General features: G+C 71.3%; 23 protein-coding genes. 19 read left to right on the forward strand and 4 right to left on the reverse strand.

The features are described from left to right. The 10 genes from glgX to AFL01nite_RS06915 all read left to right on the forward strand — a co-directional run bounded on the left by glgX (nt 1) and on the right by AFL01nite_RS06915 (nt 16,734). Entirely contained in the window at nt 1–2,106 is a 2,106-nt protein-coding gene (gene glgX / locus AFL01nite_RS06870; protein WP_146826770.1) for a glycogen debranching protein GlgX, read from the forward strand. 2 nt (nt 2,107–2,108) lie between these two features. Then, a complete protein-coding gene (treY, locus tag AFL01nite_RS06875) occupies nt 2,109–4,388 on the forward strand; it encodes a malto-oligosyltrehalose synthase (protein ID WP_146826772.1) in 2,280 nt (759 codons plus the stop codon). An 85-nt stretch (nt 4,389–4,473) separates the two neighbouring features. Next, the gene (locus AFL01nite_RS06880) at nt 4,474–5,478 is read left to right on the forward strand and encodes an aldo/keto reductase family protein (RefSeq protein WP_146826774.1); all 1,005 of its coding nucleotides are present in this window, start codon (nt 4,474–4,476) and stop codon (nt 5,476–5,478) included. Beyond that, nucleotides 5,475–7,160 carry a malto-oligosyltrehalose trehalohydrolase gene (treZ, locus tag AFL01nite_RS06885; RefSeq protein ID WP_146826776.1) on the forward strand — a complete coding sequence of 562 codons (1,686 nt, stop codon included), beginning with the start codon at nt 5,475–5,477 and terminating at the stop codon, nt 7,158–7,160. The genes AFL01nite_RS06880 and treZ overlap by 4 nt, the downstream gene beginning before the upstream one ends. 99 nt (nt 7,161–7,259) lie before the next feature. Then, complete coding sequence (locus AFL01nite_RS06890) at nt 7,260–9,236, forward strand: maltotransferase domain-containing protein (protein ID WP_146826778.1); 1,977 nt, start codon at nt 7,260–7,262, stop codon at nt 9,234–9,236. Nucleotide 9,237: 1 nt separating this feature from the next. Continuing rightward, nucleotides 9,238–11,073 carry a maltose alpha-D-glucosyltransferase gene (gene treS, locus AFL01nite_RS06895; RefSeq protein WP_146826780.1) on the forward strand — a complete coding sequence of 612 codons (1,836 nt, stop codon included), beginning with the start codon at nt 9,238–9,240 and terminating at the stop codon, nt 11,071–11,073. Next, the gene (locus tag AFL01nite_RS06900; RefSeq protein ID WP_186813853.1) at nt 11,070–12,473 is read left to right on the forward strand and encodes a maltokinase N-terminal cap-like domain-containing protein; all 1,404 of its coding nucleotides are present in this window, start codon (nt 11,070–11,072) and stop codon (nt 12,471–12,473) included. Before treS ends, AFL01nite_RS06900 begins: the two co-directional genes overlap by 4 nt. Before the next feature lie 4 nt (nt 12,474–12,477). Next, complete coding sequence (gene glgB / locus AFL01nite_RS06905; protein WP_246119625.1) at nt 12,478–14,412, forward strand: 1,4-alpha-glucan branching protein GlgB; 1,935 nt, start codon at nt 12,478–12,480, stop codon at nt 14,410–14,412. Between the two features lie 36 nt (nt 14,413–14,448). Beyond that, nucleotides 14,449–16,047, forward strand: a complete 1,599-nt coding sequence (locus AFL01nite_RS06910) for an SGNH/GDSL hydrolase family protein (protein ID WP_146826784.1) — start codon at nt 14,449–14,451, stop codon at nt 16,045–16,047. A 6-nt stretch (nt 16,048–16,053) separates the two neighbouring features. Further along, entirely contained in the window at nt 16,054–16,734 is a 681-nt protein-coding gene (locus AFL01nite_RS06915; RefSeq protein ID WP_146826786.1) for a phosphoribosyltransferase, read from the forward strand. Nucleotides 16,735–16,747: 13 nt separating this feature from the next. On the opposite strand, the gene AFL01nite_RS06920 is transcribed toward AFL01nite_RS06915, so the two are convergent. Together AFL01nite_RS06920 and AFL01nite_RS06925 are read right to left on the reverse strand one after the other, a co-directional pair. Continuing rightward, complete coding sequence (locus AFL01nite_RS06920) at nt 16,748–17,560, reverse strand: ABC-2 transporter permease (RefSeq protein WP_146826788.1); 813 nt, start codon at nt 17,558–17,560, stop codon at nt 16,748–16,750. Beyond that, a complete protein-coding gene (locus tag AFL01nite_RS06925) occupies nt 17,557–18,477 on the reverse strand; it encodes an ABC transporter ATP-binding protein (protein ID WP_146826790.1) in 921 nt (306 codons plus the stop codon). Before AFL01nite_RS06925 ends, AFL01nite_RS06920 begins: the two co-directional genes overlap by 4 nt. A 142-nt stretch (nt 18,478–18,619) precedes the next feature. On the opposite strand from AFL01nite_RS06925, the gene AFL01nite_RS06930 reads away from it, so the two are divergent. Together AFL01nite_RS06930 and AFL01nite_RS06935 are read left to right on the forward strand one after the other, a co-directional pair. After that, complete coding sequence (locus AFL01nite_RS06930; protein ID WP_146826792.1) at nt 18,620–19,591, forward strand: epimerase; 972 nt, start codon at nt 18,620–18,622, stop codon at nt 19,589–19,591. A 9-nt stretch (nt 19,592–19,600) separates the two neighbouring features. Then, entirely contained in the window at nt 19,601–20,494 is an 894-nt protein-coding gene (locus AFL01nite_RS06935; protein ID WP_146826794.1) for a cobalamin-binding protein, read from the forward strand. On the opposite strand, the gene AFL01nite_RS06940 is transcribed toward AFL01nite_RS06935, so the two are convergent. Beyond that, nucleotides 20,469–20,903: a PGPGW domain-containing protein gene (locus AFL01nite_RS06940; protein ID WP_222593427.1), complete on the reverse strand. Its 435-nt coding sequence runs from the start codon at nt 20,901–20,903 to the stop codon at nt 20,469–20,471. The two genes, AFL01nite_RS06935 and AFL01nite_RS06940, sit on opposite strands and share 26 nt — an antisense overlap. A 78-nt stretch (nt 20,904–20,981) precedes the next feature. Between AFL01nite_RS06940 and AFL01nite_RS06945 the strand changes: the two genes are divergently transcribed. Genes AFL01nite_RS06945 through AFL01nite_RS06955 form a run of 3 tightly spaced genes read left to right on the forward strand, consistent with a single transcriptional unit; the run spans nt 20,982 to nt 22,994 of the window. Further along, on the forward strand, nt 20,982–21,965 hold the full coding sequence (locus tag AFL01nite_RS06945) for an LLM class flavin-dependent oxidoreductase (protein WP_146826797.1): 984 nt from the start codon (nt 20,982–20,984) through the stop codon (nt 21,963–21,965). Nucleotides 21,966–21,993: 28 nt separating this feature from the next. Then, complete coding sequence (locus AFL01nite_RS06950) at nt 21,994–22,383, forward strand: DUF4260 domain-containing protein (protein WP_146826799.1); 390 nt, start codon at nt 21,994–21,996, stop codon at nt 22,381–22,383. A 26-nt stretch (nt 22,384–22,409) separates the two neighbouring features. Further along, entirely contained in the window at nt 22,410–22,994 is a 585-nt protein-coding gene (locus tag AFL01nite_RS06955) for an MOSC domain-containing protein (protein ID WP_146826801.1), read from the forward strand. Here AFL01nite_RS06955 and AFL01nite_RS06960 read toward each other — a convergent pair. Next, nucleotides 22,991–23,458, reverse strand: coding sequence for a PPOX class F420-dependent oxidoreductase (locus AFL01nite_RS06960; RefSeq protein WP_146826803.1), 468 nt, complete (start codon nt 23,456–23,458; stop codon nt 22,991–22,993). The two genes, AFL01nite_RS06955 and AFL01nite_RS06960, sit on opposite strands and share 4 nt — an antisense overlap. Before the next feature lie 34 nt (nt 23,459–23,492). Between AFL01nite_RS06960 and AFL01nite_RS06965 the strand changes: the two genes are divergently transcribed. From AFL01nite_RS06965 to AFL01nite_RS06980, 4 genes are all read left to right on the forward strand, one after another. Then, a complete protein-coding gene (locus tag AFL01nite_RS06965) occupies nt 23,493–23,894 on the forward strand; it encodes an NUDIX hydrolase (RefSeq protein ID WP_246119626.1) in 402 nt (133 codons plus the stop codon). A 29-nt stretch (nt 23,895–23,923) separates the two neighbouring features. Continuing rightward, entirely contained in the window at nt 23,924–24,568 is a 645-nt protein-coding gene (locus AFL01nite_RS06970; protein WP_146826807.1) for a dihydrofolate reductase family protein, read from the forward strand. A 162-nt stretch (nt 24,569–24,730) separates the two neighbouring features. Beyond that, nucleotides 24,731–25,723, forward strand: a complete 993-nt coding sequence (locus AFL01nite_RS06975) for an endonuclease/exonuclease/phosphatase family protein (RefSeq protein ID WP_146826809.1) — start codon at nt 24,731–24,733, stop codon at nt 25,721–25,723. Nucleotides 25,724–25,732: 9 nt separating this feature from the next. After that, complete coding sequence (locus tag AFL01nite_RS06980) at nt 25,733–26,095, forward strand: bleomycin resistance protein (RefSeq protein WP_146826811.1); 363 nt, start codon at nt 25,733–25,735, stop codon at nt 26,093–26,095. Nucleotides 26,096–26,129 lie beyond the last annotated feature (34 nt).

The raw sequence follows: 26,129 nt of genomic DNA on the forward strand, positions 1-26,129 counted from the left end.
GTGCAACCCTGGCCCGGATCGTCCTATCCGCTCGGCGCCACCTTCGACGGGACCGGCACCAACTTCGCCGTCTTCTCCGAGGCGGCCGAGTTCGTGGAGCTCTGCCTGTTCGACGAGGCGGGCACCGAGACGCGGGTCCGCCTGGAGGAGGTCGACGGCTTCGTCCACCACGGGTTCCTGCTCGGGGTCGCTCCCGGCCAGCGCTACGGCTTCCGCGTGCACGGCCCGTACGAGCCGGAGAACGGGTCCCGCTGCAATCCCGCCAAGCTGCTGATCGACCCGTACGCCAAGGCGACCTCCGGCTCGGTCGACTGGGACCCGTCGCTGTTCGCGTACGACCTCGACAACCCGGACGAGGTCAACGACGAGGACTCGGCCGGTCACGTCCCGTACTCGGTGGTCATCAACCCCTACTTCGACTGGGGCGACGACCGGCGGCCGCGCACGCCGTACAACGAGTCGGTGATCTACGAGGCCCACGTCAAGGGCCTGACGATGACCCATCCCGAGGTGCCGGACGCGCTGCGGGGCACGTACGCGGGCATCGCCCACCCGGCCATCGTCAAGCACCTGAAGTCGATCGGCGTGACCGCGATCGAGCTGCTGCCCGTGCACCAGTTCCTGACCGACCACTACCTGGCCGAGAAGGGCCTCACCAACTACTGGGGCTACAACACGATCGGCTTCTTCGCCCCGCACGCGGAGTACGCCGCCCACCCGGGACGCCAGGTGGAGGAGTTCAAGGGCATGGTGCGTGCGTTGCACCAGGCGGACATGGAGGTCATCCTCGACGTCGTCTACAACCACACGGCGGAGGGCAACCACCTCGGGCCGACGCTGTCGATGCGCGGCATCGACAACTGTGCGTACTACCGGCTCGTCGAGGACGACGAGCAGCACTACATGGACTACACCGGCACCGGCAACTCGCTCAACGTGCGTCACCCGCACACGCTGCAGCTCATCATGGACTCGCTGCGCTACTGGGTGACCGAGATGCACGTGGACGGCTTCCGCTTCGACCTCGCCGCGACCCTCGCCCGGGAGTTCTACGACGTCGACAAGCTCGCGACCTTCTTCGAGCTCGTCCAGCAGGACCCGGTCGTCAGCCAGGTCAAGCTCATCGCCGAGCCGTGGGACGTCGGTCCCGGCGGGTACCAGGTCGGCAACTTCCCTCCGCTGTGGACGGAGTGGAACGGCCTCTACCGGGACACCGTCCGCGACTTCTGGCGTGGAGAGCCCGCGACGCTGGGCGAGTTCGCCTCGCGCATCGCCGGGTCGTCCGACCTCTACCAGGACAACGGACGACGGCCGTACGCCTCGATCAACTTCGTCACGGCGCACGACGGGTTCACGCTCAACGACCTCGTGACCTACAACGACAAGCACAACGACGCGAACGGCGAGGACGGCCGCGACGGCGCGGACGACAACCGCTCGTGGAACTGCGGAGTCGAGGGGCCGACCGACGATCCCGAGGTGCTCGAGCTGCGCCGCCGCCAACGCCGCAACCTCATGGCCACCCTGCTGCTGTCCCAGGGCGTGCCGATGATCCTCCACGGCGACGAGCTCGGCCGGTCCCAGTACGGCAACAACAACGTCTACTGCCAGGACAACGAGGTCAGCTGGGTCGACTGGGACTCCCGCGCGGAGGAGCGCGCGCTGCTGGAGTTCACCGCCGCCCTGACGGCGTTCCGGAAGCGGCATCCGGTGTTCCGTCGCCGCCGCTTCTTCGAGGGCAAGCCGGTCCGCAAGACCGACGGCCTGCGGGACATCGCCTGGTTCACCCCGGCGGGCGACGAGATGGAGGAGAAGCACTGGGACGACGACCTGGGCAAGTCGATCGCCGTGTTCCTCAACGGCAACGCGATCGCCGACCGCGACGCCCGAGGCGTGCGCGTCAGGGGCAACTCGTTCCTGCTGGCGTTCAACGCCCACAGCGAGCCGGTGGACTTCATCCTCCCCGGCGACGACTACGGCAGCGACTGGCGCGTCGTCGTCGACAGCTCGACCGGTGCCGTCGAGCAGCCGGGCGCGGAGACGTTCGGCGCCGGTGCGACCCTCACGGTTCCCGACCGCTCACTCGTCGTGCTGGAGCGAGTCTGACCATGACCGCTCCGTCCTCGACGTACCGCCTGCAGCTGCACCCGGGCTTCACGCTGGACGATGCCCTGGCGGTCGTTCCGTACCTGCACGACCTCGGCGTCGGCGCGCTGTACCTGTCGCCGGTCATGGAGGCGACGCCCGGCTCCACCCACGGCTACGACGTCACCGACCCGACGCGGGTGCGAGCCGAGCTCGGCGGTCCGGACGCCCTGCGCCGGCTCGGCGAGGCGGCGCGCGAGCGCGGCATGGGTCTGGTCGTGGACGTCGTCCCGAACCACATGAGTGTCGAGGTGCCCAGCGCGAACCCGTGGTTCTGGGACGTCCTGACGTACGGCCGCGAGTCGTCGTTCGCGCACTACTTCGACGTCGACTGGTCGCGTCCGCGGCTGCTCCTGCCGGTGCTCGGCGACGACGCCGACGTGGCCGAGCTGCGGCTCGAGGGCGGGCAGCTGGCCTACTACGACCACCGCTTCCCGGTGGCGCCCGGCACCGAGGGCGGTAGCGCCCAGGACGTCCACGACCGCCAGCACTACGAGCTGGTCGGCTGGCGCCGCGGCAACACCGAGCTCGGGTACCGGCGGTTCTTCGACATCACCTCGCTGGCCGCGGTCCGGGTCGAGCTCGAGGACGTGTTCGACGCCGTCCACGGCGAGATCCTGCGGTGGGTCGAGGAGGGCCTGGTCACGGGGTTGCGCATCGACCACCCCGACGGCCTGGCCGACCCGACGGCGTACGCCCGGCGGCTGCGCGAGCGGGCGCCGGGCGCGTGGATCGTGGTCGAGAAGATCCTTCACCCCGGTGAGCACCTGCCGGCGTCCTGGCCGGTCGACGGCACCACCGGCTATGACGCCCTCAACGAGGTGGCCGGGGCGTTCTTCGACCAGGCCGGGCGCGACGCCCTCGCCGGGGCGGGGGAGCGGCTCGGTGTGCCGGCCGACTTCGAGGCGGTGCAGACGGACGCGCGTCGCATGGTCACCGACACGATCCTCGTTGCCGAGGTGCGACGCATCGCCGCGCTCGTTGTGGGGGTCGACCCCGAGGCGGCGCGCCAGGCGGTCGCCGAGACGTTCGTGGCCCACCGCGTCTACCGCTCCTACCTGCCCGAGGGCGCCGACGACTGGGCGGCCGCGATCGGCACGGCCCGTGAACGACGGCCCGACCTCGCCGAGGCCCTGGACTCGCTCGACGCCCAGGTCGTCGACGACCCGCACGGCGAGCTCGCCATCCGCGTCCAGCAGACGTCCGGCATGGTCGTCGCGAAGGGCACCGAGGACACGACGTTCTACCGCGCGACGACGTTCGCTGCGGCCAACGAGGTCGGCGGTACCGGCGGCTGGTGGGCCCACGACCGCGAGGGCTGGGAGCACGCGGCGGCCCGCCGCGCCCAGCACGAGCCCGCCGCCATGACGGCGCTGACGACGCACGACACCAAGCGGTCCGAGGACACGCGGGCACGCATGAACGCGCTCTCCCAGCTGGGCGACACGTGGCGCGACGCCGTCGTCGACTGGTCCGGTCGGGCAGGCCTCGACGAGCCGTCGCTGGACGCCCTGGCCTGGCAGACGCTCGTCGCGGCCTGGCCGGCGTCCGACGAGAGGCTGGCCGACTACCTGCTCAAGGCCGCCCGCGAAGGAAAGGTGCGCACGACCTGGACCGAGACCGACGAGGCGTTCGAGGAGCAGGTGCGCGCGTGGCCCGCTCGCGTCCGCGAGGACGAGCAGCTGTCGAGCGAGGTCGAGGGGTTCGTCGACCGGCTGCGTCCGCTCGGCTGGTCGGACTCGCTCGGCCAGAAGCTGCTGCAGCTGGCCGGGCCGGGGGTGCCGGACGTCTACCAGGGCACCGAGCTGTGGGACCTCTCGCTCGTCGACCCCGACAACAGGCGCCCGGTCGGCTATGCCGCCCGGCGCGACCTCCTCGGGCGCATCGACGGAGGCTGGCAGCCCGACATCGACGACGAGGGAGCGGCCAAGCTGCTGCTCACCGCGCGCGTCCTGCGCCTGCGCCGCGACCGGCCGGACCTGTTCGAGGGCTTCGAGCACGTCCCGGCGACGGGCGCGGCGGCAGGCCACGCGCTGGCCTTCCTGCGGCACCCGGACCTGGTCGCCGTCGCGACGGTGCGCAGTGGCGCGCTGGCCGCGTCCGGAGGCTGGCAGGACGCCGCACTCGAGCTCGGTGCCGGTACCTGGACCGACGTCCTGACCGGCCGCGAGCACTCCGGACCGCAGGTGCCGCTGGACGACCTGACGGCCGTGTACCCCGTTGCCCTGGTGACTCGCACGTGACTCATCCGGCCCGTCCGGCGTGGGTCCTCACCAGCCGCGCCGTCGTCACCGCGCCGTCGTCGCCGCCCGCACCTAGCCTTGACGCATGGAGTTCCGGTACCTGGGCCGCAGCGGCCTGAAGATCAGCGAGATCATCTACGGCAACTGGCTGACCCACGGGTCGCAGGTGGAGAACGACGCGGCGTTCGCCTGCGTGCGGGCCGCCCTCGACGCAGGCATCACCAGCTTCGACACCGCCGACGTCTACGCCAACGGCGCCGCCGAGACGGTGCTCGGCGAAGCGCTGAAGGGCGAGCGCCGCGAGTCGCTGGAGATCTTCACGAAGGTCTACTGGCCGGTCGGCCCGAAGGGCAAGAACGACGTCGGGCTCTCGCGCAAGCACATCCACGAGGGCATCGACGCGAGCCTGCGCCGCCTCGGCACCGACTACGTCGACCTCTACCAGGCGCACCGCTACGACCACGAGACGCCGCTCGAGGAGACGATGCAGGCGTTCGCCGACGTCGTCCGTGCCGGCAAGGCGCTCTACATCGGCGTCAGCGAGTGGGACGCCGAGCAGTTGCGCGCCGGTCACGCGCTCGCCCAGGACCTCGGCTTCCAGCTCATCTCCAACCAGCCGCAGTACTCCATACTGTGGCGCGTCGTCGAGGGTGAGGTCGTGCCGGCCTCCCGCGAGCTCGGCGTCTCCCAGATCGTCTGGTCGCCGATCGCCCAGGGCGTCCTCACCGGCAAGTACCAGCCCGGCCAGGCCCCGCCCGAGGGCTCGCGCGCCACGGACGAGAAGGGCGGCGCGCAGATGATCTCGCGCTTCATGCGCGACGAGGTGCTCGAGGCCGTGCAGCGGCTGAAGCCGATCGCCGACGACCTCGGCGTCGAGCTGGCCCAGCTGGCCGTCGCCTGGGTGCTGGCCAACGACAACGTCGCCGGCGCCATCGTCGGTGCCTCGCGTCCGGAGCAGGTCACGGCGAACGCCGCGGCCGCCGGACTGCGGCTCGATGCCGGCGTGCTCGAGGCGGTCGACGAGGTGCTCGGCGACCTGCCCGAGACCGACCCGGCCAAGACCGTGTCGCCCGAGACCCGCCCGGCATGACGTACGCGGTCTGGGCGCCGAAGCTCGAGCGCGTCCGGGTGCAGGTCGACGGCGACGTCCACGAGATGCGTCGCGACGCGTCCGGCTGGTGGCACGCCGACGTCGAGGCGCCTGCCGGAACCGACTACGCGTTCCTGCTCGGGGACGACGACACGTCGTTGCCCGACCCCCGTTCGACCTGGCAGCCGCACGGCGTGCACGGCGCCTCCCGCGTCTACGACCACGCTGCCTTCACATGGACCGACCAGGACTGGCCGGGCCGCTCACTCGCGGGCTCGGTGGTCTACGAGCTGCACATCGGCACCTTCACCGCGGGCCGGACGTTCGACGCGGCGATCGAGCGGCTCGATCACCTCGTCGACCTGGGCATCGACCTCGTCGAGGTGATGCCGGTGAACTCGTTCGACGGCACCGCCGGCTGGGGGTACGACGGCGTGCTGTGGGGCGCGGTGCACGAGCCCTACGGCGGACCGGACGGCTTCAAGCGATTCGTCGACGCATGTCACGCGCGGGGCCTCGGGGTCGTGCTCGACGTCGTCTACAACCACCTCGGGCCGTCGGGCGCCTACCTCGACCGGTTCGGTCCCTACTTCGCCGGCGAGAACGACTGGGGGCCGGGACTCAACCTCGACGGGCCGCAGTCCGACGAGGTGCGCCGCTACGTGCTCGACAACGCGATGGCGTGGTTCGAGCACTTCCACGTCGACGCGCTGCGGCTCGACGCCGTCCACGCCTTGGCCGACACGCGAGCACTGCCGCTCCTCGAGGAGCTGTCCGCCGAGACCGAGCGGACGGCGGACGCCCTGGGTCGGCCGCTCACGCTCATCGCGGAGTCGGACCTCAACGACCCCCGGACCGTGCGCCCGCGCGCGAGTCACGGCCTGGGCATGGACGCCCAGTGGTCCGACGACCTGCACCACGCACTCCACGTCCGGCTGACCGGCGAGACCCACGGGTACTACGCCGACTTCGCCGCGCCGGACGCGTTGGCCAAGACCTTGCGCGGGGCGTTCTTCCACGACGGGACCTGGTCGTCGTTCCGCGGACGGACGCACGGCAGGCCGGTCGACGTCGAGGAGCTTCCCGGCACGGCGTTCCTGGCCTACCTCCAGAACCACGACCAGATCGGGAACCGCGCCACGGGCGACCGCATCTCGGCCTCCGTCCCTCCGGCGCTGCAGGCCTGCGCCGCCGCGATCGTGCTGCTCGGCCCCTACACGCCGATGGTCTTCATGGGCGAGGAATGGGCGGCGTCGACCCCGTGGCAGTTCTTCGCGTCGTTCCCCGATCCCGAGCTGGCCGAGGCGGTCCGCACGGGGCGACGCCGCGAGTTCGGCCGGCACGGCTGGGGAGAGTCCGAGGTGCCCGACCCGATGGACCCGGCCACGGTCGAGCGCTCGACGCTCGACTGGAGCGAGCTCGCCGAGGCCGCGCACCGCGAGATGCTCGACGTCTACCGCGCGCTCATCGCCTTGCGACGGCGGCATCCGGAGCTCTCCGACCCTTCCTTGAGCGACCTGGAGGTCGAGTCGGCCGCCGACGGCTCCTGGCTGGTGATGCACCGAGGCCGCTTCCGCGTGGCCTGCCGATTCGGCGACGAGGCGCCCCCGGTCCACGGCGAGGTGCTCTTCGCCCTCGAACGAGTGGCCGTCAGCACGACCGAGCCGTCCGCCGTCCGGTGACGGCACGGCCCCTGCCGAGCCTGCATGTTGCGGGTGGGCAAGGGGTGCACCACGGTGGGTAGGGAGCACCGACACGATCGACCGACGGGAGTCCACTGCATGACAGGCCGAATGGGCATCGACGACGTCCGACCCGTCTCCGGCGACGGCACCTACCCGTCGAAGGCGGTCGTGGGCGAGCACGTGCCGGTCACCGCGACCGTGTGGCGTGAGGGCCACGACGCCGTCGGGTGCGACGTGGTCTGGCGCGGGCCGGGGGAGCGGCGCGACCGCCGGGTCCGGATGGCTGAGCAGGGCGAGGGACTCGACAGCTTCGGCGCGGTGATCGTCCCGGACGCCGTCGGGCGCTGGACGTTCCGCGTCGACGCGTGGGGCGATCCGTGGGCGACGGTCCTCCACGCGATCGAGGTGAAGCTCGCCGCCGGCCAGACGGCCGACGAGCTCGCCAACGACCTCGAGCTCGCAGCCCGCCTGCTGGACGAGGTGGCCGCCCGCAAGGAGCTCAGGACGGACCAGCCGGCGCTGGCCGGAGCCGCCACCGCGCTGCGTGCCGCGGACCTCCCGCTCGGCGCCCGCACCGGGCCGGCCCTGGCCCCCGAGATCCGGCAGCTCATGCATGACTTCCCGGTCCGCGAGGCGCTCACCACCGGTCCGACGCGCACGATCTGGGTCGATCGGACCCGTGCGGCGTTCGGGTCCTGGTACGAGTTCTTCCCCCGCTCGACCGGAGGCGTCGACGAGAAGGGCGCGCCCGTCCACGGCACGTTCGCCACGGCGACCGCCGAGCTCGACCGGGTCGCCGCGATGGGCTTCGACGTGGTCTACCTCCCGCCGATCCATCCGATCGGCCGGGTCAACCGCAAGGGACCCAACAACACGCTGACGCCGGGCGAGCACGACCCCGGCTCGCCGTGGGCGATCGGTGCGCGCGAGGGCGGACACGACGCGTTCCACCCCGAGCTCGGTGGCGAGGCGGACTTCGCCGCCCTCGTGGCGAGGGCGCAGGCGCTGGGCCTGGAGATCGCCCTGGACCTGGCGCTGCAGGTCGCACCCGACCACCCGTGGGTCGAGGCCCATCCGGAGTTCTTCACGACGCTGCCCGACGGCACGATCGCCTACGCCGAGAACCCGCCCAAGAAGTACCAGGACATCTACCCGCTCAACTTCGACAACGACCCCGAGACGATCTACGCCGAGATGCTGCGCGTGACGCTGCACTGGGTCGAGCGCGGGGTGCGGATCTTCCGGGTGGACAACCCGCACACGAAGCCGCCGAACTTCTGGGCCTGGCTCATCGACGCGGTCAAGAGCGAGCATCCCGACGTGCTGTTCCTGTCCGAGGCCTTCACGCGTCCGGCGCGCCTCTGGGGACTCGCGCGGCTCGGCTTCACCCAGAGCTACACCTACTTCACCTGGCGCACGACGAAGCAGGAGCTCATCGAGTTCGGCGAGGACCACCGCGACCGGTGGGACGAGGGCCGCCCGAACCTGTTCGTCAACACTCCGGACATCCTTCCCGCGCACCTGCAGGTCGGCGGCCCGGGCATGTTCGCCCTGAGGGCGGCGCTGGCCGCGACGCTGGCCCCGACGTGGGGTGTCTACTCCGGCTACGAGCTCTTCGAGCACGAGCCGCTCGGGCCCGGCAAGGAGGAGTACCTGGACTCGGAGAAGTTCCAGCTGCGCCCCCGCGACTACGCGGGCGCCCTCGCGGAGGGCCGCTCCCTGGAGCCGTGGCTCACCCGGCTCAACGAGATCCGTCGCGCCCATCCGGCGCTGCAGCAGATGCGCACGCTGCGCTTCCACGAGGTCGACCACGAGGCACTGATCGCCTACTCCAAGCAGGACCCGGCGTCCGGCGACACGGTCGTCGTCGTGGTCTCCCTCGACCCGCACGAGGCGCGCGAGGGCACGCTGTGGCTCGACCTGCCGAGCCTGGGCTTCGCGGCCGGCGATCATCTGGTCGCGCACGACGCGGTCACCGGCGAGTCCTACGACTGGACCGACTCCAACTACGTTCGCCTCGACCCTGCCCGGGCGTGCGCGCACATCATCAGCCTGCACCGCTCGGAAGGATGACATGACGGACGAGACCACCCGCACGACGACAGTCCCTGACGCGGCCCTGACCGGACTGGACGACATTCCCCACACCGGCGAGTCGATCGCCGACGACGGCACCCTGACGGAGCCGCAGGCCGACGACTTCGGGCACGCCGAGCAGGCGCCCAGCAACCCCGAGTGGTTCAAGCGAGCCGTGTTCTACGAGGTCCTGGTGCGGGCGTTCGCCGACTCCAACGGGGACGGGACCGGTGACCTACGAGGACTGGCCGGCCGTCTGGACTACCTCCAGTGGCTCGGCGTCGACTGCCTCTGGCTCCCGCCGTTCTACGCCTCGCCGCTGCGCGACGGCGGGTACGACATCAGCGACTTCCGTGCCGTGCTGCCCGAGTTCGGCACCGTCGACGACTTCGTGTACCTGCTGGAGGAGGCGCACAAACGCGACATCCGGGTCATCACCGACCTGGTGCTCAACCACACGTCCGATGCGCACCCGTGGTTCCAGCAGTCGCGCAACGATCCCGACGGTCCCTACGGCGACTACTACGTCTGGCGGGACGACGACTCGGAGTACAGCGACGCCCGGGTGATCTTCGTCGACACCGAGGCGTCCAACTGGACCTACGACCCGGTGCGCGGGCAGTTCTTCTGGCACCGGTTCTTCAGCCACCAGCCGGACCTGAACTTCGAGAACGAAGAGGTCCAGGAGGCGATGCTGGACGTCCTGCGCTTCTGGCTCGACCTCGGCATCGACGGGTTCCGACTCGACGCCGTGCCGTACCTGTTCGAGGAGGAGGGCACCAACTGCGAGAACCTCCCGCGGACGCACGAGTACCTCCGCCGGGTCCGCGCGGCGGTCGACGAGGAGTACCCGGGTCGGATCCTGCTGGCCGAGGCCAATCAGTGGCCCGCGGACGTCGTGGAGTACTTCGGTGATCCCGAGGTCGGCGGCGACGAGTGCCACATGGCGTTCCACTTCCCGCTGATGCCGCGGATCTTCATGGCCGTGCGGCGGGAGTCGCGGTTCCCGATCTCGGAGATCCTGGCGCAGACGCCCGAGATCCCCAGCGGTGCGCAGTGGGGCATCTTCCTGCGCAACCACGACGAGCTGACCCTCGAGATGGTCACCGACGACGAGCGCGACTACATGTACCGCGAGTACGCCACCGATCCGCGGATGAAGGCCAACATCGGCATCCGGCGTCGGCTGGCGCCGCTGCTCGACAACGATCGCAACCAGCTGGAGCTGTTCACGGCGCTGCTGCTGAGCCTGCCCGGCTCCCCGGTGCTCTACTACGGCGACGAGATCGGCATGGGCGACAACATCTGGCTCGGCGACCGTGACGCGGTGCGGACACCGATGCAGTGGTCGCCCGACCGCAACGCGGGGTTCTCCCGGTCCGACCCGGGCCGCGTCTACCTCCCGCCGATCATGGACCCGACCTACGGCTACGAGGCGATCAACGTCGAGGCGCAACAGGGCAACGCCGCGTCGCTGCTCAACTGGACGCGGCAGATGATCGCCGTGCGCAAGCAGCACCTCGCCTTCGCCGAGGGCGACTTCGTCGACCTGGGTGGCTCCAACCCCAGCGTGCTGGCCTACCAGCGCGTGTGGGAGCGACCGGACGGCCTGAAGGACGTCGTCCTGTGCGTCAACAACCTGTCGCGGTTCCCGCAGCCGGTCGAGCTCGACCTGTCCGAGCACCTCGGCTGCACACCGGTCGAGCTGACCGGGAGCGTGCGATTCCCCAGGATCGGCGAGCTGCCGTACCTGTTGACACTTCCCGGCCACGGGTTCTACTGGTTCCAGTTGGTCGAGACCGGCGACGAGGGTGAGCGGAGGAGCCAGGTATGAGCGAGCACATCGAGCCGTCGGGCATCCCCCACGACGAGCTGGCGGCCCAGGTGGCGGCCGCCCTGCCGCAGTGGCTGCCGTCGCAGCGGTGGTTCGGCGGCAAGGACCGCGAGATCGACTCGGTCAGCGCGGTGTCGTGGACCACGCTGCTCGACGGCGACCCGCTGCTGCTGCACCTGGTCGTCCGGGTCGAGCAGGGCGACCGTCGTGAGCTCTACCAGCTCCTGATCGGCAGCCGGCAGTCCCAGCTGCCGGACGTGGCCGCGGCCGCGTCCATCGGGCTCGAGGACGGACGGACCTGCTACGAGGCCAGCGGCGATGCCGACCTCACCGCCTGCCTGCTGGACTTCATCGCCGAGGGCAAGCGTATCGGCTCGATGACCTTCGAGCACGAGCCCGGCGCCGACCTGACGACCGGCCTGCGCGGGCACCCCATCACGTCCGAGCAGAGCAACACGTCGTTGGTCTACGGTCACCACCACATCCTCAAGCTGTTCCGCAAGCTCGGTTCCGGCGTCAACAAGGACCTGGTCCTCCATCGCGCCCTCCACGAGCTCGGCTCGCAGCAGATCGCGGAGCCGCTGGGATCGATCAGCGCCGAGGTCGACGGCGAGGACGTCACCATCGGCATGCTGCAGCGCTTCCTGCCGGACGCGGCGGACGGCTGGGTCATGGCGACGACCAGCGTGCGCGACTTCATGGCGGACACGGCCGGACTCCCGCCCGAGGAGCTCGGCGGCGACTTCGCCGGCGAGGCCTATCGACTGGGCAAGGCGGTCGCCACGGTGCACGCCGACCTGGCGCGTGCCCTGGGTACCGAGCAGGCCGGCGCCGACGACGTGCGGCGAGCGGTGGACTCCATGCTCGCTCGGCTCGAGCGCGTGTCCGCGCAGGTGCCGGCGCTCGCGCGGCACGCCGATGCCGTGCGTCCGGTGCTCGAGCGGGTCGCCGACGTCGCGGTTCCGGTCTCGACGCAGTCCGTCCACGGCGACCTCCACCTCGGTCAGGTCCTGCGCACCGTCAACGGCTGGCTGTTGCTGGACTTCGAGGGTGAGCCGGCGGCGAGCGTCGCCGAGCGCGCGGCGCTGGCCTCTCCGCTGCGCGACGTCGCCAGCATGCTGCGCTCGTTCGACTACGCCGCGCAGCAGCTGCTCGTCGGCCAGCCCGACGACCCGGAGACGACCGCGAGGGCGATGAGCTGGGCCCGGCGGAACCGGGCGGCGTTCTGTGACGGGTACGGCAAGGTCGCCGGCCAGGACCCGCGGGACGACGCCGCGCTGCTCCGTGCCCTCGAGCTCGACAAGGCGGTCTACGAGGTCGCCTACGAGCACGCCAACCGTCCCGACTGGCTGACCGTGCCGATGGCATCGATCGAACGGATCCTGAGCGAAGGTGAGTGACCGCGTGAGTGACACCTATCCCTGGCCGCCGTCCGTGGGCGAGCTGGACCTGCACCTGATCGGCGAGGGCCGGCACGAGCGGCTGTGGGAGGTGCTCGGCGCGCACGTGCGCACGGTCGAGGGTCCGGACGGCCCGGTCGCGGGCACGACCTTCGCGGTCTGGGCGCCCCACGCCCGTACGGTGCAGGTCGTGGGCGACTTCAACGGCTGGGGTGGCGGCGACCATGCGATGCGATCGCTCGGAGCACCCGGCGTGTGGGACCTCTTCGTCCCGGACGTCGGTGCGGGCACCCGCTACAAGTTCCGGATCCAGGACCGGGGCGGGCACTGGCACGAGAAGGCCGACCCGCTGGCGTTCGGCACCGAGGTCCCGCCGGCCACCGCCTCGGTGGTCGTCGAGCCGGGGCACGCCTGGGCGGACGACGCCTGGGTCAGCCGGCGCGACGAGACCGTGTGGCTCGATGCGCCGATGAGCATCTACGAGGTGCACCTGGGCTCGTGGCGCCCCGGGCTCGACTATCGCGAGCTGGCCGAAGCGCTGGCGGACTACCTGGACGAGACCGGATTCACGCACGTCGAGCTGATGCCCGTCGCCGAGCACCCGTTCGGCGGATCGTGGGGCTACCAGGTCACGTCGTACTACGCGCCCACCTCGCGCTTCGGGTCCCCGGACGACTTCCGGTGGTTCGTCGACCGGCTGCACCAGCGGGGCTTCGGCGTGATCGTCGACTGGGTGCCGGCGCACTTCCCGCGCGACGAGTGGGCGCTGGCCCGCTTCGACGGCACCCCCCTCTACGAGCACCCGGACCCCCACCGCGGCGAGCAGCCCGACTGGGGCACCTACGTCTTCGACTTCGGCCGACCCGAGGTGCGGAACTTCCTGGTCGCCAACGCGCTCTTCTGGCTGGAGGAGTTCCACCTCGACGGGCTCCGCGTGGACGCGGTGGCGTCGATGCTCTACCTCGACTACTCGCGCAACGAGGGGGAGTGGGTCCCCAACCAGCACGGCGGCCGCGAGAACCTCGAGGCGGTGCAGCTCCTGCAGGAGCTCAACGCCACCGTCTACAAGCACCACCCCGGCGTCGTCATGGTGGCCGAGGAGTCGACGGCGTGGCCCGGCGTCAGCAGCCCGACCAGCAGCGGCGGCTTGGGCTTCGGCTTCAAGTGGAACATGGGCTGGATGCACGACACCCTGTCCTACCTCGGCCACGAGCCGATCCACCGCTCGTACCACCACGGCGAGCTGACGTTCTCGATCGACTACGCCTGGAGCGAGCACTTCATCCTGCCGCTGTCGCACGACGAGGTCGTGCACGGCAAGGGATCGCTGTGGGGGCGGATGCCGGGCGACGACTGGAACAAGGCCGCCGGTGTCCGCGGACTGCTGGCGTTCATGTGGGCGCACCCGGGCAAGCAGATGCTCTTCATGGGCGGCGAGTTCGGCCAGGCGAGCGAGTGGGCGGAGTCGGGCTCGCTCGACTGGGCTGCGCTCGACGAGCGGCTGCACGCGGGCATCCTGCGCCTCGTGGGCGACCTCAACCGGCACTACCGGGCGGATCCCGCGCTCTGGTCGGCGGACAGCCGTCCCGAGGGGTTCCGTTGGATCGATGCCAGCGACACGAGCGGGAACGTCGTCTGCTTCCTGCGCCTCGGTGCGGACGGATCGCAGCTGGCGTGCGTCGCCAACTTCTCGGGCGAGCCGCACCACGACTACCGGGTCGGACTGCCGGAGGCAGGCACCTGGAACGAGGTGCTCAACACCGACGCCGAGATCTATGGGGGCTCCGGAGTCGGGAACCTCGGATCGGTGGAGGCCCTCGACGAGGCGTGGCACGGCCTGCCGGCGTCGGCCGTGCTCCAGCTGCCGCCCGGCGGTGTCCTGTGGTTGCAGCCGGCGCGGCGTCCGGTCGGGGGACGGCGGGCTCGCAGCGGGGCGTGACGCGGGACGGACGGGTTCGCGAGGGAGGTGAGGGTCATGCCGGCACGGCAGCCGCTCCCGCGCGAGTTGCAGATCCGCGACGCACCTCGTCGGCCCGAGCCCGATCCGACGCTGGGGATCTCCGTGCCCACGGCCGCTGCCTCCGGGCCGGCGCGACACCGGCTGGTCACGGTCGGGGACTCCCTCACCCAGGGGTTCATGAGCGGCGCGATCCACCGCACCGATCTGAGCTGGCCGGCGATCGTGGCGTTCGAGCTCGGGCTGAGCGCCCGGGACTTCACCTATCCGATGTACGAGTGGCCGACGGGTCCGGGCGGCCTGCCGGTCGACCTCGAGCGCCTGGCGCGCGAGGTCGAGCGACGGTTCGGCAGCAGGATCGACCTCCTCGAGACCGTCCGGGCGGCTCCGTGGCTGCGCAGTCACATGGACGCCATCGAGGACTACTGGGAGCGCGGACACGGTTCGAGGAGGCCCGAGGACGGTCGGCCGTTCCACAACACCGCGGTCTACGGCTGGGACGTCCTGGACCCGCTCGTGACGACGCAGGCCCGGGTGGAGGAGCGGCTCGCGACCAGGCCCGGCGACGACTTCCTCGACCAGCTCGTCGAGCACCATCCCGCGCGCGCCGCCCGGCCGGTCCTGCACCGCGCCGCCGGAGGGGACTCGGACCGCACCGTGCTCGACTCCGTCGCGGAGCTGGCCGCCGACGGGGGGATCGAGACGCTCGTGGTGGTCCTGGGGTCCAACAACGCCCTCGGGTCGGTGATCTCGCTCGAGATCGCGTGGACACCGGCCTCCTACGCGACGATGACGCTCGCGCAGCGACGTGATGCCCGCGGCGGCAGCAGCCTGTGGCGACCGAGTGCCTTCCGGGCGGACTGGGCCGACCTGGTCGCGAGGCTGCGGACGATCCCGGCGCAGCACGTCGTCGTCGCCACGGTCCCGTCGGTCACGATCGCGCCGATCGCGCGGGGGACGCACGAGAAGGTGCGTCCCGACTCGCGCTACTTCCCGTTCTACACGCGCCCCTGGATCACCGACGAGGACTTCGACCCTCGGTACGACCCGCACCTGCGCGAGGACGACGTCCGCGCCATCGACTCGGCGATCGACTCCTACAACGAGACGATCATCGACTCGGTGCGCGCGGCCCGTGAGGCCGGACTGGACTGGCTCCTGTTCGACCTCGGTGGGCTGCTCGACCGGCTCGCCGAGCGCCGGTACGTCGACAGCCCGTGGGCGCGACCGGCGTGGTGGGACCAGTACGAGCTGCCGGCCGCGCTGCGGCGGCTGGACCCCGTGCCGACCACGCGGTTCTTCCGGGCGGGACCCGACGGGCGCACCGAGGGCGGGCTGTTCTCGCTGGACGGCGTCCACCCGACGACGATCGGCTACGGGATCCTGGCCCAGGAGGTCATCCGGGTGCTGCGCCTGGCCGGCGTGGCGTTCGCCGACCGCCACGGCGACCCGCGGGCCGACCCGGTCGAGGTCGACTTCGAGCGCCTCCTGCGCGCCGACACCCTGGTCTCGGACCCGCCTGCGTCGATCACGAGCTCCCTCGGCCTGCTCGGCTGGCTCGACGACAGCCTCGACTGGGTGACCAGATTCCTGCCCTCCGTCGGACCGCGACGCTGAGCTGCCATGAGGCGTCGTCCCGACCTTCCCTTCGCCGACCGGGTCGACGCCGGCCGCCGGCTGGGGCGACTCCTGCGGCATCTCGGCGGCACGGACGTCGTCGTCCTGGGCCTGCCGCGCGGGGGAGTGCCCGTCGCGTTCGAGGTGGCCGGAGCACTCGGCGCGCCCCTGGACGTCATCGTCGTGCGCAAGCTGGGCTTCCCGTTCCAGCCGGAGCTGGCCATGGGGGCGATCGGCGAGGCCGGCTGCGAGGTGCTCGACCTCGACTCGATCGCCCGAGAGGGGGTGTCCGCCGACGAGGTCCGGGCCGTCGAGCGACGGGAGCGGGGCGAGCTGGAGGCGCGCGTCCGGAGGCTTCGGGGCGCACGCGAGCGACTCGACCTCACCGGGCTGACCGCGGTGATCGTCGACGACGGGATCGCCACCGGGGCGACCGCCCGGGTCGCGTGCCAGGTGGCGCGTCTGCAGGGCGCAGCCCGCGTCGTCGTGGCCACTCCGGTCGCGCCGTCGTCAGCCGCCGACGCGCTCGACGCCGCCGACGAGGTCGCCGTGCTCGAGAGTCCGGAGCCGTTCGTGGCCGTCGGTCGCTGGTACCGCGACTTCACCCCGGTCAGCGACGAGGAGGTCTCCGCACTGCTGGCGAAGACCTCCCGTCGCGCGCCGACCCGGGGTCACCCCGACGACTGAGCGAGGAGCAGGGTCACTTGACCTCGGAGCGCAGCAGCGCCCGCGTCCCGATCAGCAGCGGCACGGCCAGCCAGAACACCGCCGCGACGCCGAGCTGGGCCCACATCTCGCCGGTCAGGTTCTCGTCGAAGAGCCGCATCGTGGCCCAGTTGAGGTCGAACCACGGGCCGTTCTCCGCCCACCAGTCCTGCGTGCCCGCCAACGCACTGGAGGCTCCCGGCAGGACGAGCGCGTAGACGAAGTACGCGACGATCGCGCCGGGTGAGCTGCGCAGGGCGATGCCGAGCATGAGGCCCATCAGCATCCCGATCTCGTTGGCCAGGATGATCTGGGCGAACTCACGGACGCCGATGTCCCACGAGGGGTCGACGCCGGCGATCGAGGTGCCGACGAGGTTGCCCACGACCCCGACGGCCCCGGCGACCAGCATCGAGACGGCGCCGATGAGGACCGTGATCACGGCCTTCGCGGCCAGCACTCGGCCACGGTGGGGCACCAGCGTGAAGGTGGTCAGCGCCGTGCGCTGGCTCCACTCGCTGGAGACGGCGAGGATGGCGATCATCGGCAGGATGACCGACATCGGGGCGCCGACCGCACTCGCGAAGTGCTCGTAGGTGAGGTCGTCGGCGTCGACGAAGATCACCGTCGCCACGGAGGCGATGACCGACAGCAGGACCACGCTGGCCATCAGCCAGAAGCCCGAGCGGGTGTCGAACATCTTGCGCAGCTCGACCCGCAGGATCCGCGTGAACGGGATCGGGTCGGGCACGGGACGGGACTCCCGCGGGACGGTCCCGCTGGTGCCGGGGACGATGGTGGTGCTCATGCTGCTGCTCCTTCAGTGACGTGCTGGACGCTCTCGCGCTGGGTGTCGGCGGTGAGGGACAGGAACATCTCCTCCAGGCGCGCGCCGTCCGCCGCACGCAGCTCCAGCAGCGGGATCCCGGCCGCGAACGCGGCGGTTCCGACGCTGGTCAGGTCGGCGTCGGCGAGCACGGCGCCGTCGGCGGTGGGACGGGCGATGAGGCCGGCGGCCTGCAGCGCCACCGCGAGGGCGGCCCCGTCCGCGGCGCGGACGAGGGTGCCGGCGCTGGCCAGCAGCTCCTGCTTCGTCCCCTGGGCGACGATCCGGCCGTTGCCGATGACCACGAGGTCGTCGGCGATGACCTCGATCTCGTGGAGCAGGTGCGACGACAGCAGCACCGTGCCGCCATCGTCCGCGAAGCCCCGCAGCAGGTCGCGCATCCAGCGGATGCCGGCCGGGTCGAGCCCGTTCGCGGGCTCGTCCAGGATCAGCACCTGGGGGTCGCCCAGCAGCGCGGTGGCGATGCCGAGGCGCTGGCGCATGCCCAGCGAGTAGTTGCGGACCCGGCGGCCTGCCTCGGCCGGCGTGAGGCTGACGCGCTGGAGCATCTCGTCGACGCGCGAGCGGGGCAGGCCCATCGTGAGGGCCGCAATGGTCAGGATCTCGCGCCCGGTGCGTCCGGCGTGCTGCGCCGAGGCATCGAGCAGGACACCGACCTCACGCCCGGGGTCGGGCAGGTCCTGGAAGCGGCGTCCGAGCACGTGGACGTCGCCGCGGGTGGGAGGAGTGAGTCCGACCATGACACGCATGGTGGTGGACTTGCCGGCACCGTTCGGCCCGAGAAAGCCGGTGACGCGGCCGGGGGCCGCGCTGAAGGAGACGTCGTCCACGGCGGCTTGTCCGCCATAGGACTTGGACAGGGATTCGACGGTGATCATGCTCCGTAGCGTCGCGGGAACGCCCCGCCGAGCACATCGGGCGCGACCCCGAACGTCGCCCTGACGCCACCCTGAATCGGCTCAGGGTGCGAGTCCCGGGATCCTCAGGGCAGCCGGGCCGATCTGCCGCTAGCGTGCGGGCATGACCGAACGAGTGCGCGCTGTCGTCGCCGGCTGGAACGGGTTCATCGGGCACCGGCTGGTGGAGGACCTCACCGCTCGCGGGTACGAGGTCGCGCGCGTCGGTCGCACCGGGCCGGACGCGAGCTGGTCCGACCCCTCGTCGCTCGCGCGCGTCGTCGATGGCGCCGATCTGCTCGTCAACCTCGCGGGCAAGAGCGTCGGCTGCCGGTACACCGACCGGAACCGCGACGAGATCCTGCGCTCCCGCGTCGAGACCACGCGCCAGCTGCGTGAGGCCGTCGCGGCCGCGCAGCAACCCCCGCGGCTGTGGCTCAACGCCAGCACCGCCACGATCTACCGCTACGCGATGGACCGTCCGCAGACCGAGTCCGACGGCGAGATCGGCAGCGGGTTCTCGGTCGACGTGGCACGCAGCTGGGAGCGGGAGCTCTTCGCCGGCGACCTGCCCGGGACGCGACGGGTGGCGCTGCGGATGGCCATCGTGCTCGGGGGGCCGGCCTCGGACCTGCTCGCCCGGGTGGCGAGGCTCGGCCTCGGCGGCGCGCAGTACGACGGACACTGGTTCCAGCACCGGCGCTACCGCGGGATCGGTGATGACCCGACCGGGGGACCCGTCCCGATGCACCGATCGCGCGGGCGGCAGAAGTTCTCGTGGATCCACATCGACGACGTGCTGGCCTCCCTGCGCTTCATCGAGGAGCACGACGAGATCGAGGGGCCGGTCAACCTGTCCGCGCCGAACCCGAGCGACAACCGCACGCTGATGGCCGACCTGCGCCACGTCGTCGGGATGCCGATCGGGCTCCCGGCAACGCGGTGGATGCTCGAGCCGGCGATGTGGGTGATGCGCAACGAGTCCGAGCTGCTGCTCAAGAGCCGCTGGGTGCTGCCCGAGCGGCTGGAGACGGCCGGCTACGAGTTCCGCTGGCCCGACCTGCGTCCCGCGCTGCAGGACACCGTCGGAACGTAGGGTCGTCGCGTGCGCATCGTCTCCCTGCTCCCGTCCACCACCGAGATCCTCTTCGGCCTCGGCGCCGGCGAGGAGGTCGTCGGCGTCACCTTCGAGTGCGACTTCCCCGACGAGGCGCGCTCGCGCACGATCGTGTCGTCCTCCGCGATGCCGGAGGGTCTCAGCCCGCGTGAGATCGACGACTTCGTCGCGGCCGCGGCCGCTCGGGGCGAGGACCTGTACCGCCTCGAGGGTGACGCGCTCGTCGGTCTCGACGCCGAGCTCGTCGTCACCCAGGACCTGTGCGCGGTCTGCGCGATCGATGTCGGCACCGTCGACGCGGCCCTCAGCCACCTCGGCTGCGCCGCCGAGGTGCACTCCTACGACCCGTACTCGATCGGCGAGATCTTCGACGGGATCGTCGCGCTGGGGGAGCGGGTCGGGCGCGCCCCGGAGGCCACGGCCTGGGTCGCGTCCCTGACGCAGCGTCTGGACGTCGTGGCGGAACTGGTCGGCGGACTGCCCGCGCCCCGCGTCCTGCTCCTGGAGTGGACCGACCCGCCCTTCGCGCCGGGGCACTGGATCCCCGAGATGGTCGAGCGCGCAGGTGGGATCCCGGTCCTGGGGCGCGCCGGCCAGGACTCCGTGCGCGTCACGTGGGAGCAGGTCGACGAGGCCGCCCCCGACGTCGTGGTCGTCGCGCCCTGCGGCTTCGACCTCGACGGAGCCGCGTCGCAGGCCGAGCTCATCGCCGACCGGTTCCCCGGCCTGCCGGTCTGGGCGGTGGACGCCGACGCGATGTTCGCCCGGCCCGGGCCTCGCGTCGTGGACGGCGTCGAGGCGCTCGCGGCCGCCTTCCACCCGTCGCTCGGCCTCACCACGGACGGCGCTCGGCGGGTCAGTCCGTCGCGTCGCGGTAGTTGATCCACGAGTAGACGATCATCGCCCCGGCGGCCAGGCCCGACCCGATCAGCGTGACTCCGGTGCCCCAACCGCCGGGCAGCCACCACCGGTCGGCGAGCGGCCACCAGCCGGGCGAGGCCGGATGCAGGCCCCAGACGACCCCTGCCGCCACGAGAGCGAAGGCCAGCAGGACCGAGAGCACGATCCGCGGCGTCGACTGGACGCTCTCGGCCGCCGTGCGGAGTGCGGCCTTCTTGACCGGCTCGAGCCGGCGCTCGGCCCAGTCGTACTGCGTCGCCAGCAGCGCCATGCCGGCGAAGAGGGCCAGCAGCCCCGGACCGGGCAGGACGAGGGCGGCAATGCCGGCGACCACGAGGACCCAGCCCGCGACCTGGATGGCGATGCTCTTCGCAGCCCGAGAACCTTGCACGTGCGCCACGCTACGCCGTCCCGCCGGGATCGGCTGGACGCCAGGAATGGAACGCAGCACGCGGCCGTTGCAATCAACGTGTCGGTACCTCTGAGCATCCTCGACCTCGTCTCCATCCCCGAGGGAGCGACGGCCCGCGACGGCATCGCCGCCTCGATGGAGTCCGCCCGTCTCGCCGACCGGCTCGGCTTCCACCGGCTCTGGTTCGCCGAGCACCACAACACCCCGAACCTCGCGTCGAGCGCCACCGCGCTGCTGATCTCGCAGGCCGCCTCCGTCACCGAGCGGATCCGCGTCGGCGCCGGCGGCGTGATGCTGCCCAACCACGCGCCGCTCATGGTCGCCGAGCAGTACGGCACCCTGGCCAACCTCCACGGCGACCGCATCGATCTCGGACTCGGGCGAGCGCCGGGCACGGACATGATGACCGCCCAGGCGCTGAGCCGGACCTCGGCCGAGCCGCAGGCGTTCGCCCGCAGCATCTTCGACCTGCAGGGCTGGTTCGGCGACTCCGGCACGGCGCACAGCAGCCCGATCCTGTCGTCGGCGTCGGCGGGGACGAACGTCCCGATCTGGGTGCTCGGCTCGACGGTCAGCGGTGCGTCCATCGCGGGTCAGCTGGGGCTGCCGTTCTCGCTCGCCTCGCACTTCGCCCCCGACCAGATCGACGACGCGATCCGGGTCTACCGCGAGACCTTCACGGTCGATTCGCCCACCGCGCGCATCGAGGAGCCCTACGTGATGGCGGGGGTCAACGTGATGGTGGCCGACACCGATGAGGAGGCCGCGCGCGAGTTCACCGTGATCGAGCAGATGTTCCTCGACATCCAGAGCGGTCAGCGACGTCGGATCCAGCCTCCCGTCGACCCGGCCACCCTGCCGGGGAGCGGCAGCAACCCCATGCTGCGGATCAAGGCCGTCGGCTCGCCCGACACCGCGAAGGCCCAGCTGGAGCGGTTCGTCGAGCGCACCGGCGTCGACGAGCTCATCATCGCCACCTACGCCTTCGACCCGGCCGTCCGTGACCGCTCGATGGAACTGTTGGCGAAGGCCTGGTTCTGAGACTCGCCCGTTCCACTACCGTCGGCGCATGACCTCTCAGCGAACCCCGGCCGTGGCGGGGATGCCGCTGGCGATCCTGCGCACCGAGGGCATCGTCCTGTTCGCCGCGTCCCTCGCGGGCTACTTCGTCGGCCTCGACGAGCCGTGGTGGATCGTCCCGCTGCTGCTGTTCGTGCCCGACGTGTTCATGGCCGGCTACGCGTCGTCGTCGCGCGTCGGCGCGATCGTCTACAACCTCGGTCATGCCTACCCGCTGCCGGCGCTGCTCGGCGCGTGGGCGCTCTGGGCCGACCAGCCGCTGGCCCAGGGCGTGGCGCTGGTGTGGTTCGCGCACATCGGCATGGACCGGGCGCTCGGCTACGGACTCAAGTACGAGACGGACTTCAAGGACACCCATCTCGGACGGATCGGCCACTGAGCGCTCGTACCGGGGACACTGGACCGGTGAACCCGCGCCAGCCCCGCGTCGTGGCCGTCAGCCGTGACGAGCAGAACCGTTTCAGCAAGATCCCGGTGGCGTCGATCACGCTCGTCGCCGGGCACGGCATCGAGGGCGACGCGCACGCGGGCGAGATGGTCAGGCACCGGTACGGGCCGCACCGCGGCAAGACGCTGCCCAACCTGCGCCAGGTGCACCTGCTCGCGTCCGAGCTCTTCGACGAGGCGGCCGCCGCCGGGTTCGACGGCCTCGGTCCGGGCGACCTCGGCGAGAACGTGCTCACGGCCGGCATCGACCTGCTGACGCTGCCGGAGGGCACCCTCCTCGACCTCGGAGGCCCCGTCGTGCGGCTCACCGGACTGCGCAACCCCTGCGTGAAGATCAACCGGTTCCGCGCCGGACTGATGAAGGTCGTCCTGTCGAAGGCCGACGGCACGCCGGCGGAGAAGCCGGTGCCGCTCAGCCGGTCCACGGTCGTGCGCCGGGCCGGTGTCATGTCTGTCGTGGTCGCCGGCGGCGACGTCGTTCCGCGCGCCCCGATCACCGTCACCCTCCCGGCCGCGCCGCACGCCTCGCTGGTGCCGGTCTAGTCCTGGGCGAGACGCGCCGGGAACCCACCGGTCGCGACCGGGCCCCACGACGTCGGCGCGATCCGGATGATGCTCTTGCCCTGGTCGAGCATCGCCTGCCGGTACTCGTCCCAGTCGGGATGCTCGCCGGAGATGTTGCGGAAGTACTCGACGAACGCGTCGAGCGCCTCGGGCACGTCCAGCACCTCGGCCGTCCCGTCGACCTGGACCCACGCGTCGTTCCACTCGTCGGAGAGCACGACCACGCTGACCTGCGGGTCGCGCCGGGCGTTCCGCGTCTTCGCGCGCTCCGGGTAGGTCGAGATCACGAGGCGACCGGAGTCGTCGACGCCGCCGGTGACGGGGGAGGCCTGCGGCCTGCCGTCCGCACGGCGCGTGATGAGGATGAAGCGGTGGCGTGGCCGGACGAACGCCAGCAGGTCGTCGAGGTCGACGCGGGTGTTCGTGGCGATGGAACGTGGCATGGGCGCCACGCTACGCCCGCGAGAGGATGAGGGCGTGCCCGACGATCTCGTCCTCGCCGCCGGTGCCGTGATCACCGACGACCGCGGCCGCCTGCTGCTGGTCCTGCGTGGCCGCGAGCCCGGACGCGGACTGTGGTCGGTGCCCGGCGGCAAGGTCGAGCCGGGGGAGTCACTCGAGGACGCCACCGTGCGCGAGGTCCTCGAGGAGACCGGGCTCGCGATCACGGTGGGCCGTGAGCTCTGGACCGTCCGCGTGCCCACCGGCGACGGGCGTGAGTACGAGATCCACGACTTCGCCGCCACCGTCGTCGGTGGCGTGCTGCAGGCCGGCGACGACGCCTCCGAGGCAGCATGGTTCGCGCCGGAGGACCTCGACGGCCTCCCGCTCGTGGATTCGCTGCTCGACCTGCTGCGCACGACGGGACTAGGGTCGTGAACCGATCTCGGTGACCCGAAGGAGTGTCCATGGAACCGATCGTCCGCGTCCAGAACTTCATGGTCTCCAGCGACGGCTTCGGCAGTGGCGAGGGACAGAGCCTCGAGCGCCCCTTCGGCCACGCCGACCCCGCGGTCCTGGCCGGCTGGGCCGGGGCGACGGCCCACTGGCCCAACCGCACCGAACCCGGCGGCACGTACGGCCTCGACGACTACTTCACCCGCGACTTCAGCAACAACATCGGTGCCGAGATCATGGGCCGCAACAAGTTCGGGCCGCAGCGGGGCCCGTGGGAGGATCACGACTGGCAGGGCTGGTGGGGCGACGAGCCGCCGTTCCACACGCCGGTGTTCGTCCTCACCCACCACGAGCGCCCGTCGTTCTCGCTCGGTGAGACCACCTTCCACTTCGTCGACGCGTCGCCGGTGGAGGCGCTGTCGCAGGCCCTGCGGGCCGCGGGCGGCAAGGACGTCCGCATCGGCGGTGGGGTGCAGACCGTGCGCGAGTTCCTCGACGCCGACCTCATCGACACGATGCACTGCGCCGTGGTCGACGTCGAGATCGGCCGCGGCGAGCGGCTGTGGAACAGCCCCGACGACCTGCTCGACCGGTTCCACCTCGAGAAGATCCCCAGCCCCAGCGGCGTGGTGCACCACCTCTTCTGGCGACGCTGAGCCGATCCGCCCCTCAGCACTTTTTGGAACGGGATCCACCTCGAATCCTCGACGCGAGGTGGATCCAGTTCCAAAAGTGGCGATCCGCCGCGACTCGGGGGCTGCCGGTATCCCGCGGACCGCCCCCGGCTCATGGTGAGGTGAGCACAGGAGGCGGGTCCGATGGCCGTCGAGTACTACGTCGCGTGGTGGAACCTGGAGAACCTGTTCGACGAGGAGAACGCGCCGCCCGAGCGACGCACCGACAAGGTCCGGCGCGCGCTGGGAGACGACCTGGTCGGATGGACGCCCGCCCTGCGCGACCGCAAGGTCGACCAGCTGGCCTCGGTGATCGCACAGATGAACCGGGGAGCGGGGCCCGATCTGCTGGGCGTCTGCGAGGTCGAGAACCGCTTCGTGCTCGAGCTGCTCGTCGCCGAGCTGGCGCAGCGGCTGGGCGGCCGCTCCTACGGGATCGCCCACGCCGACACCGACGACGCACGCGGCATCGACGTCGCGTTCCTCTACGACACCGACCGGTTCGAGGTGCCTCCCGGCGAGACGTTCTTCCACGTCGTCATGCGCCGCAACGCCACCCGCGAGCTGGTCCAGGTGAACTTCCGCACGCGGCACGGCGGCAGGACGTGGGCGGTCTTCGGCAACCACTGGCCCTCCCGCAGCGGCGGCCAGTTCGAGTCGGCGGGCTACCGGCACATCGCCGGCGAGACACTCGCCTACTTCCACGAGCGGGTGCTGGAGGTGCACGGTCCCGAGACGCCCGTGCTGGTGATGGGCGACTTCAACGACGAGCCGTTCGACGTGTCCCTCGTGACGCACGCGCTGAGCACCCGCCAGCGCAACCGCGTCCTGAACGCCGAGATCCCGTTGCTGTGGAACCTGTCGTGGCCGCTGATCGGCGGCCGCGGCGGCCAGCCGGACGGCACCTTCTACTTCCAGAACCAGCCGAACCTGCTCGACCAGTTCCTCGTGAACCGCGCGATGGCCGATGCGCCTCTGCGCGCCGACGAGACGTCCGTCGAGATCCTGCGGTTCCCGGGCACGTCCGACGACGGCGACTATCCGCGCCCCGTCCCGTTCGGCGGCATGGGGCACGCAATCGACGAGGACGGGTTCTCCGACCACTTCCCCCTCGGGATGCGGGTGACCGAGGCGTAGCGTGGACGCATGGCCGACCTCGCCACGCCCAACCTCCCGTCCCGCGACTTCTCGCACACGGCCGACTTCTATGCGCGCCTGGGCTTCACGCCCTCGTACCGCGACGACGGATGGATGATCCTGGTGCGGGGCGACCTCCAGCTGGAGTTCTTCCCCGACCCCGACCTGGATCCCGCCCGGAGCTCGTTCGGGTCCTGCCTGCGACTGGACGACGTCGACGCCTTCCACCGCGTCTGCGTGGAGGCGGGCGTGCAGGACTGCACGACGGGGTTCCCGCGCCTGCACCCACCGGTCCGTGAGGCCTCGGGACTGAGGATCGGCGCCCTCCTCGACCCCGACGGGAATCTGCTGCGCCTCGTCGAGAACGCGTAGACCCCGCGTGGCGTAACGTGCACGCACAGACGAC

This window comes from Aeromicrobium flavum (assembly GCF_007992115.1).
Taxonomy (GTDB): domain Bacteria; phylum Actinomycetota; class Actinomycetes; order Propionibacteriales; family Nocardioidaceae; genus Aeromicrobium; species Aeromicrobium flavum.

Coding starts and splice junctions, on each gene's coding strand:
- AFL01nite_RS06910 (WP_146826784.1), top strand. CDS start 14,449: ATGCCGGCACGGCAGCCGCTCCCGCGCGAGTTGCAGATCCGCGACGCA.
- AFL01nite_RS06920 (WP_146826788.1), bottom strand. CDS start 17,560: ATGAGCACCACCATCGTCCCCGGCACCAGCGGGACCGTCCCGCGGGAG.
- AFL01nite_RS06930 (WP_146826792.1), top strand. CDS start 18,620: ATGACCGAACGAGTGCGCGCTGTCGTCGCCGGCTGGAACGGGTTCATC.
- AFL01nite_RS06880 (WP_146826774.1), top strand. CDS start 4,474: ATGGAGTTCCGGTACCTGGGCCGCAGCGGCCTGAAGATCAGCGAGATC.
- AFL01nite_RS06980 (WP_146826811.1), top strand. CDS start 25,733: ATGGCCGACCTCGCCACGCCCAACCTCCCGTCCCGCGACTTCTCGCAC.
- AFL01nite_RS06900 (WP_186813853.1), top strand. CDS start 11,070: ATGAGCGAGCACATCGAGCCGTCGGGCATCCCCCACGACGAGCTGGCG.
- AFL01nite_RS06950 (WP_146826799.1), top strand. CDS start 21,994: ATGACCTCTCAGCGAACCCCGGCCGTGGCGGGGATGCCGCTGGCGATC.
- AFL01nite_RS06890 (WP_146826778.1), top strand. CDS start 7,260: ATGACAGGCCGAATGGGCATCGACGACGTCCGACCCGTCTCCGGCGAC.
- treS (WP_146826780.1), top strand. CDS start 9,238: ATGACGGACGAGACCACCCGCACGACGACAGTCCCTGACGCGGCCCTG.
- AFL01nite_RS06975 (WP_146826809.1), top strand. CDS start 24,731: ATGGCCGTCGAGTACTACGTCGCGTGGTGGAACCTGGAGAACCTGTTC.
- treY (WP_146826772.1), top strand. CDS start 2,109: ATGACCGCTCCGTCCTCGACGTACCGCCTGCAGCTGCACCCGGGCTTC.
- AFL01nite_RS06970 (WP_146826807.1), top strand. CDS start 23,924: ATGGAACCGATCGTCCGCGTCCAGAACTTCATGGTCTCCAGCGACGGC.
- treZ (WP_146826776.1), top strand. CDS start 5,475: ATGACGTACGCGGTCTGGGCGCCGAAGCTCGAGCGCGTCCGGGTGCAG.
- AFL01nite_RS06915 (WP_146826786.1), top strand. CDS start 16,054: ATGAGGCGTCGTCCCGACCTTCCCTTCGCCGACCGGGTCGACGCCGGC.
- AFL01nite_RS06925 (WP_146826790.1), bottom strand. CDS start 18,477: ATGATCACCGTCGAATCCCTGTCCAAGTCCTATGGCGGACAAGCCGCC.
- AFL01nite_RS06960 (WP_146826803.1), bottom strand. CDS start 23,458: ATGCCACGTTCCATCGCCACGAACACCCGCGTCGACCTCGACGACCTG.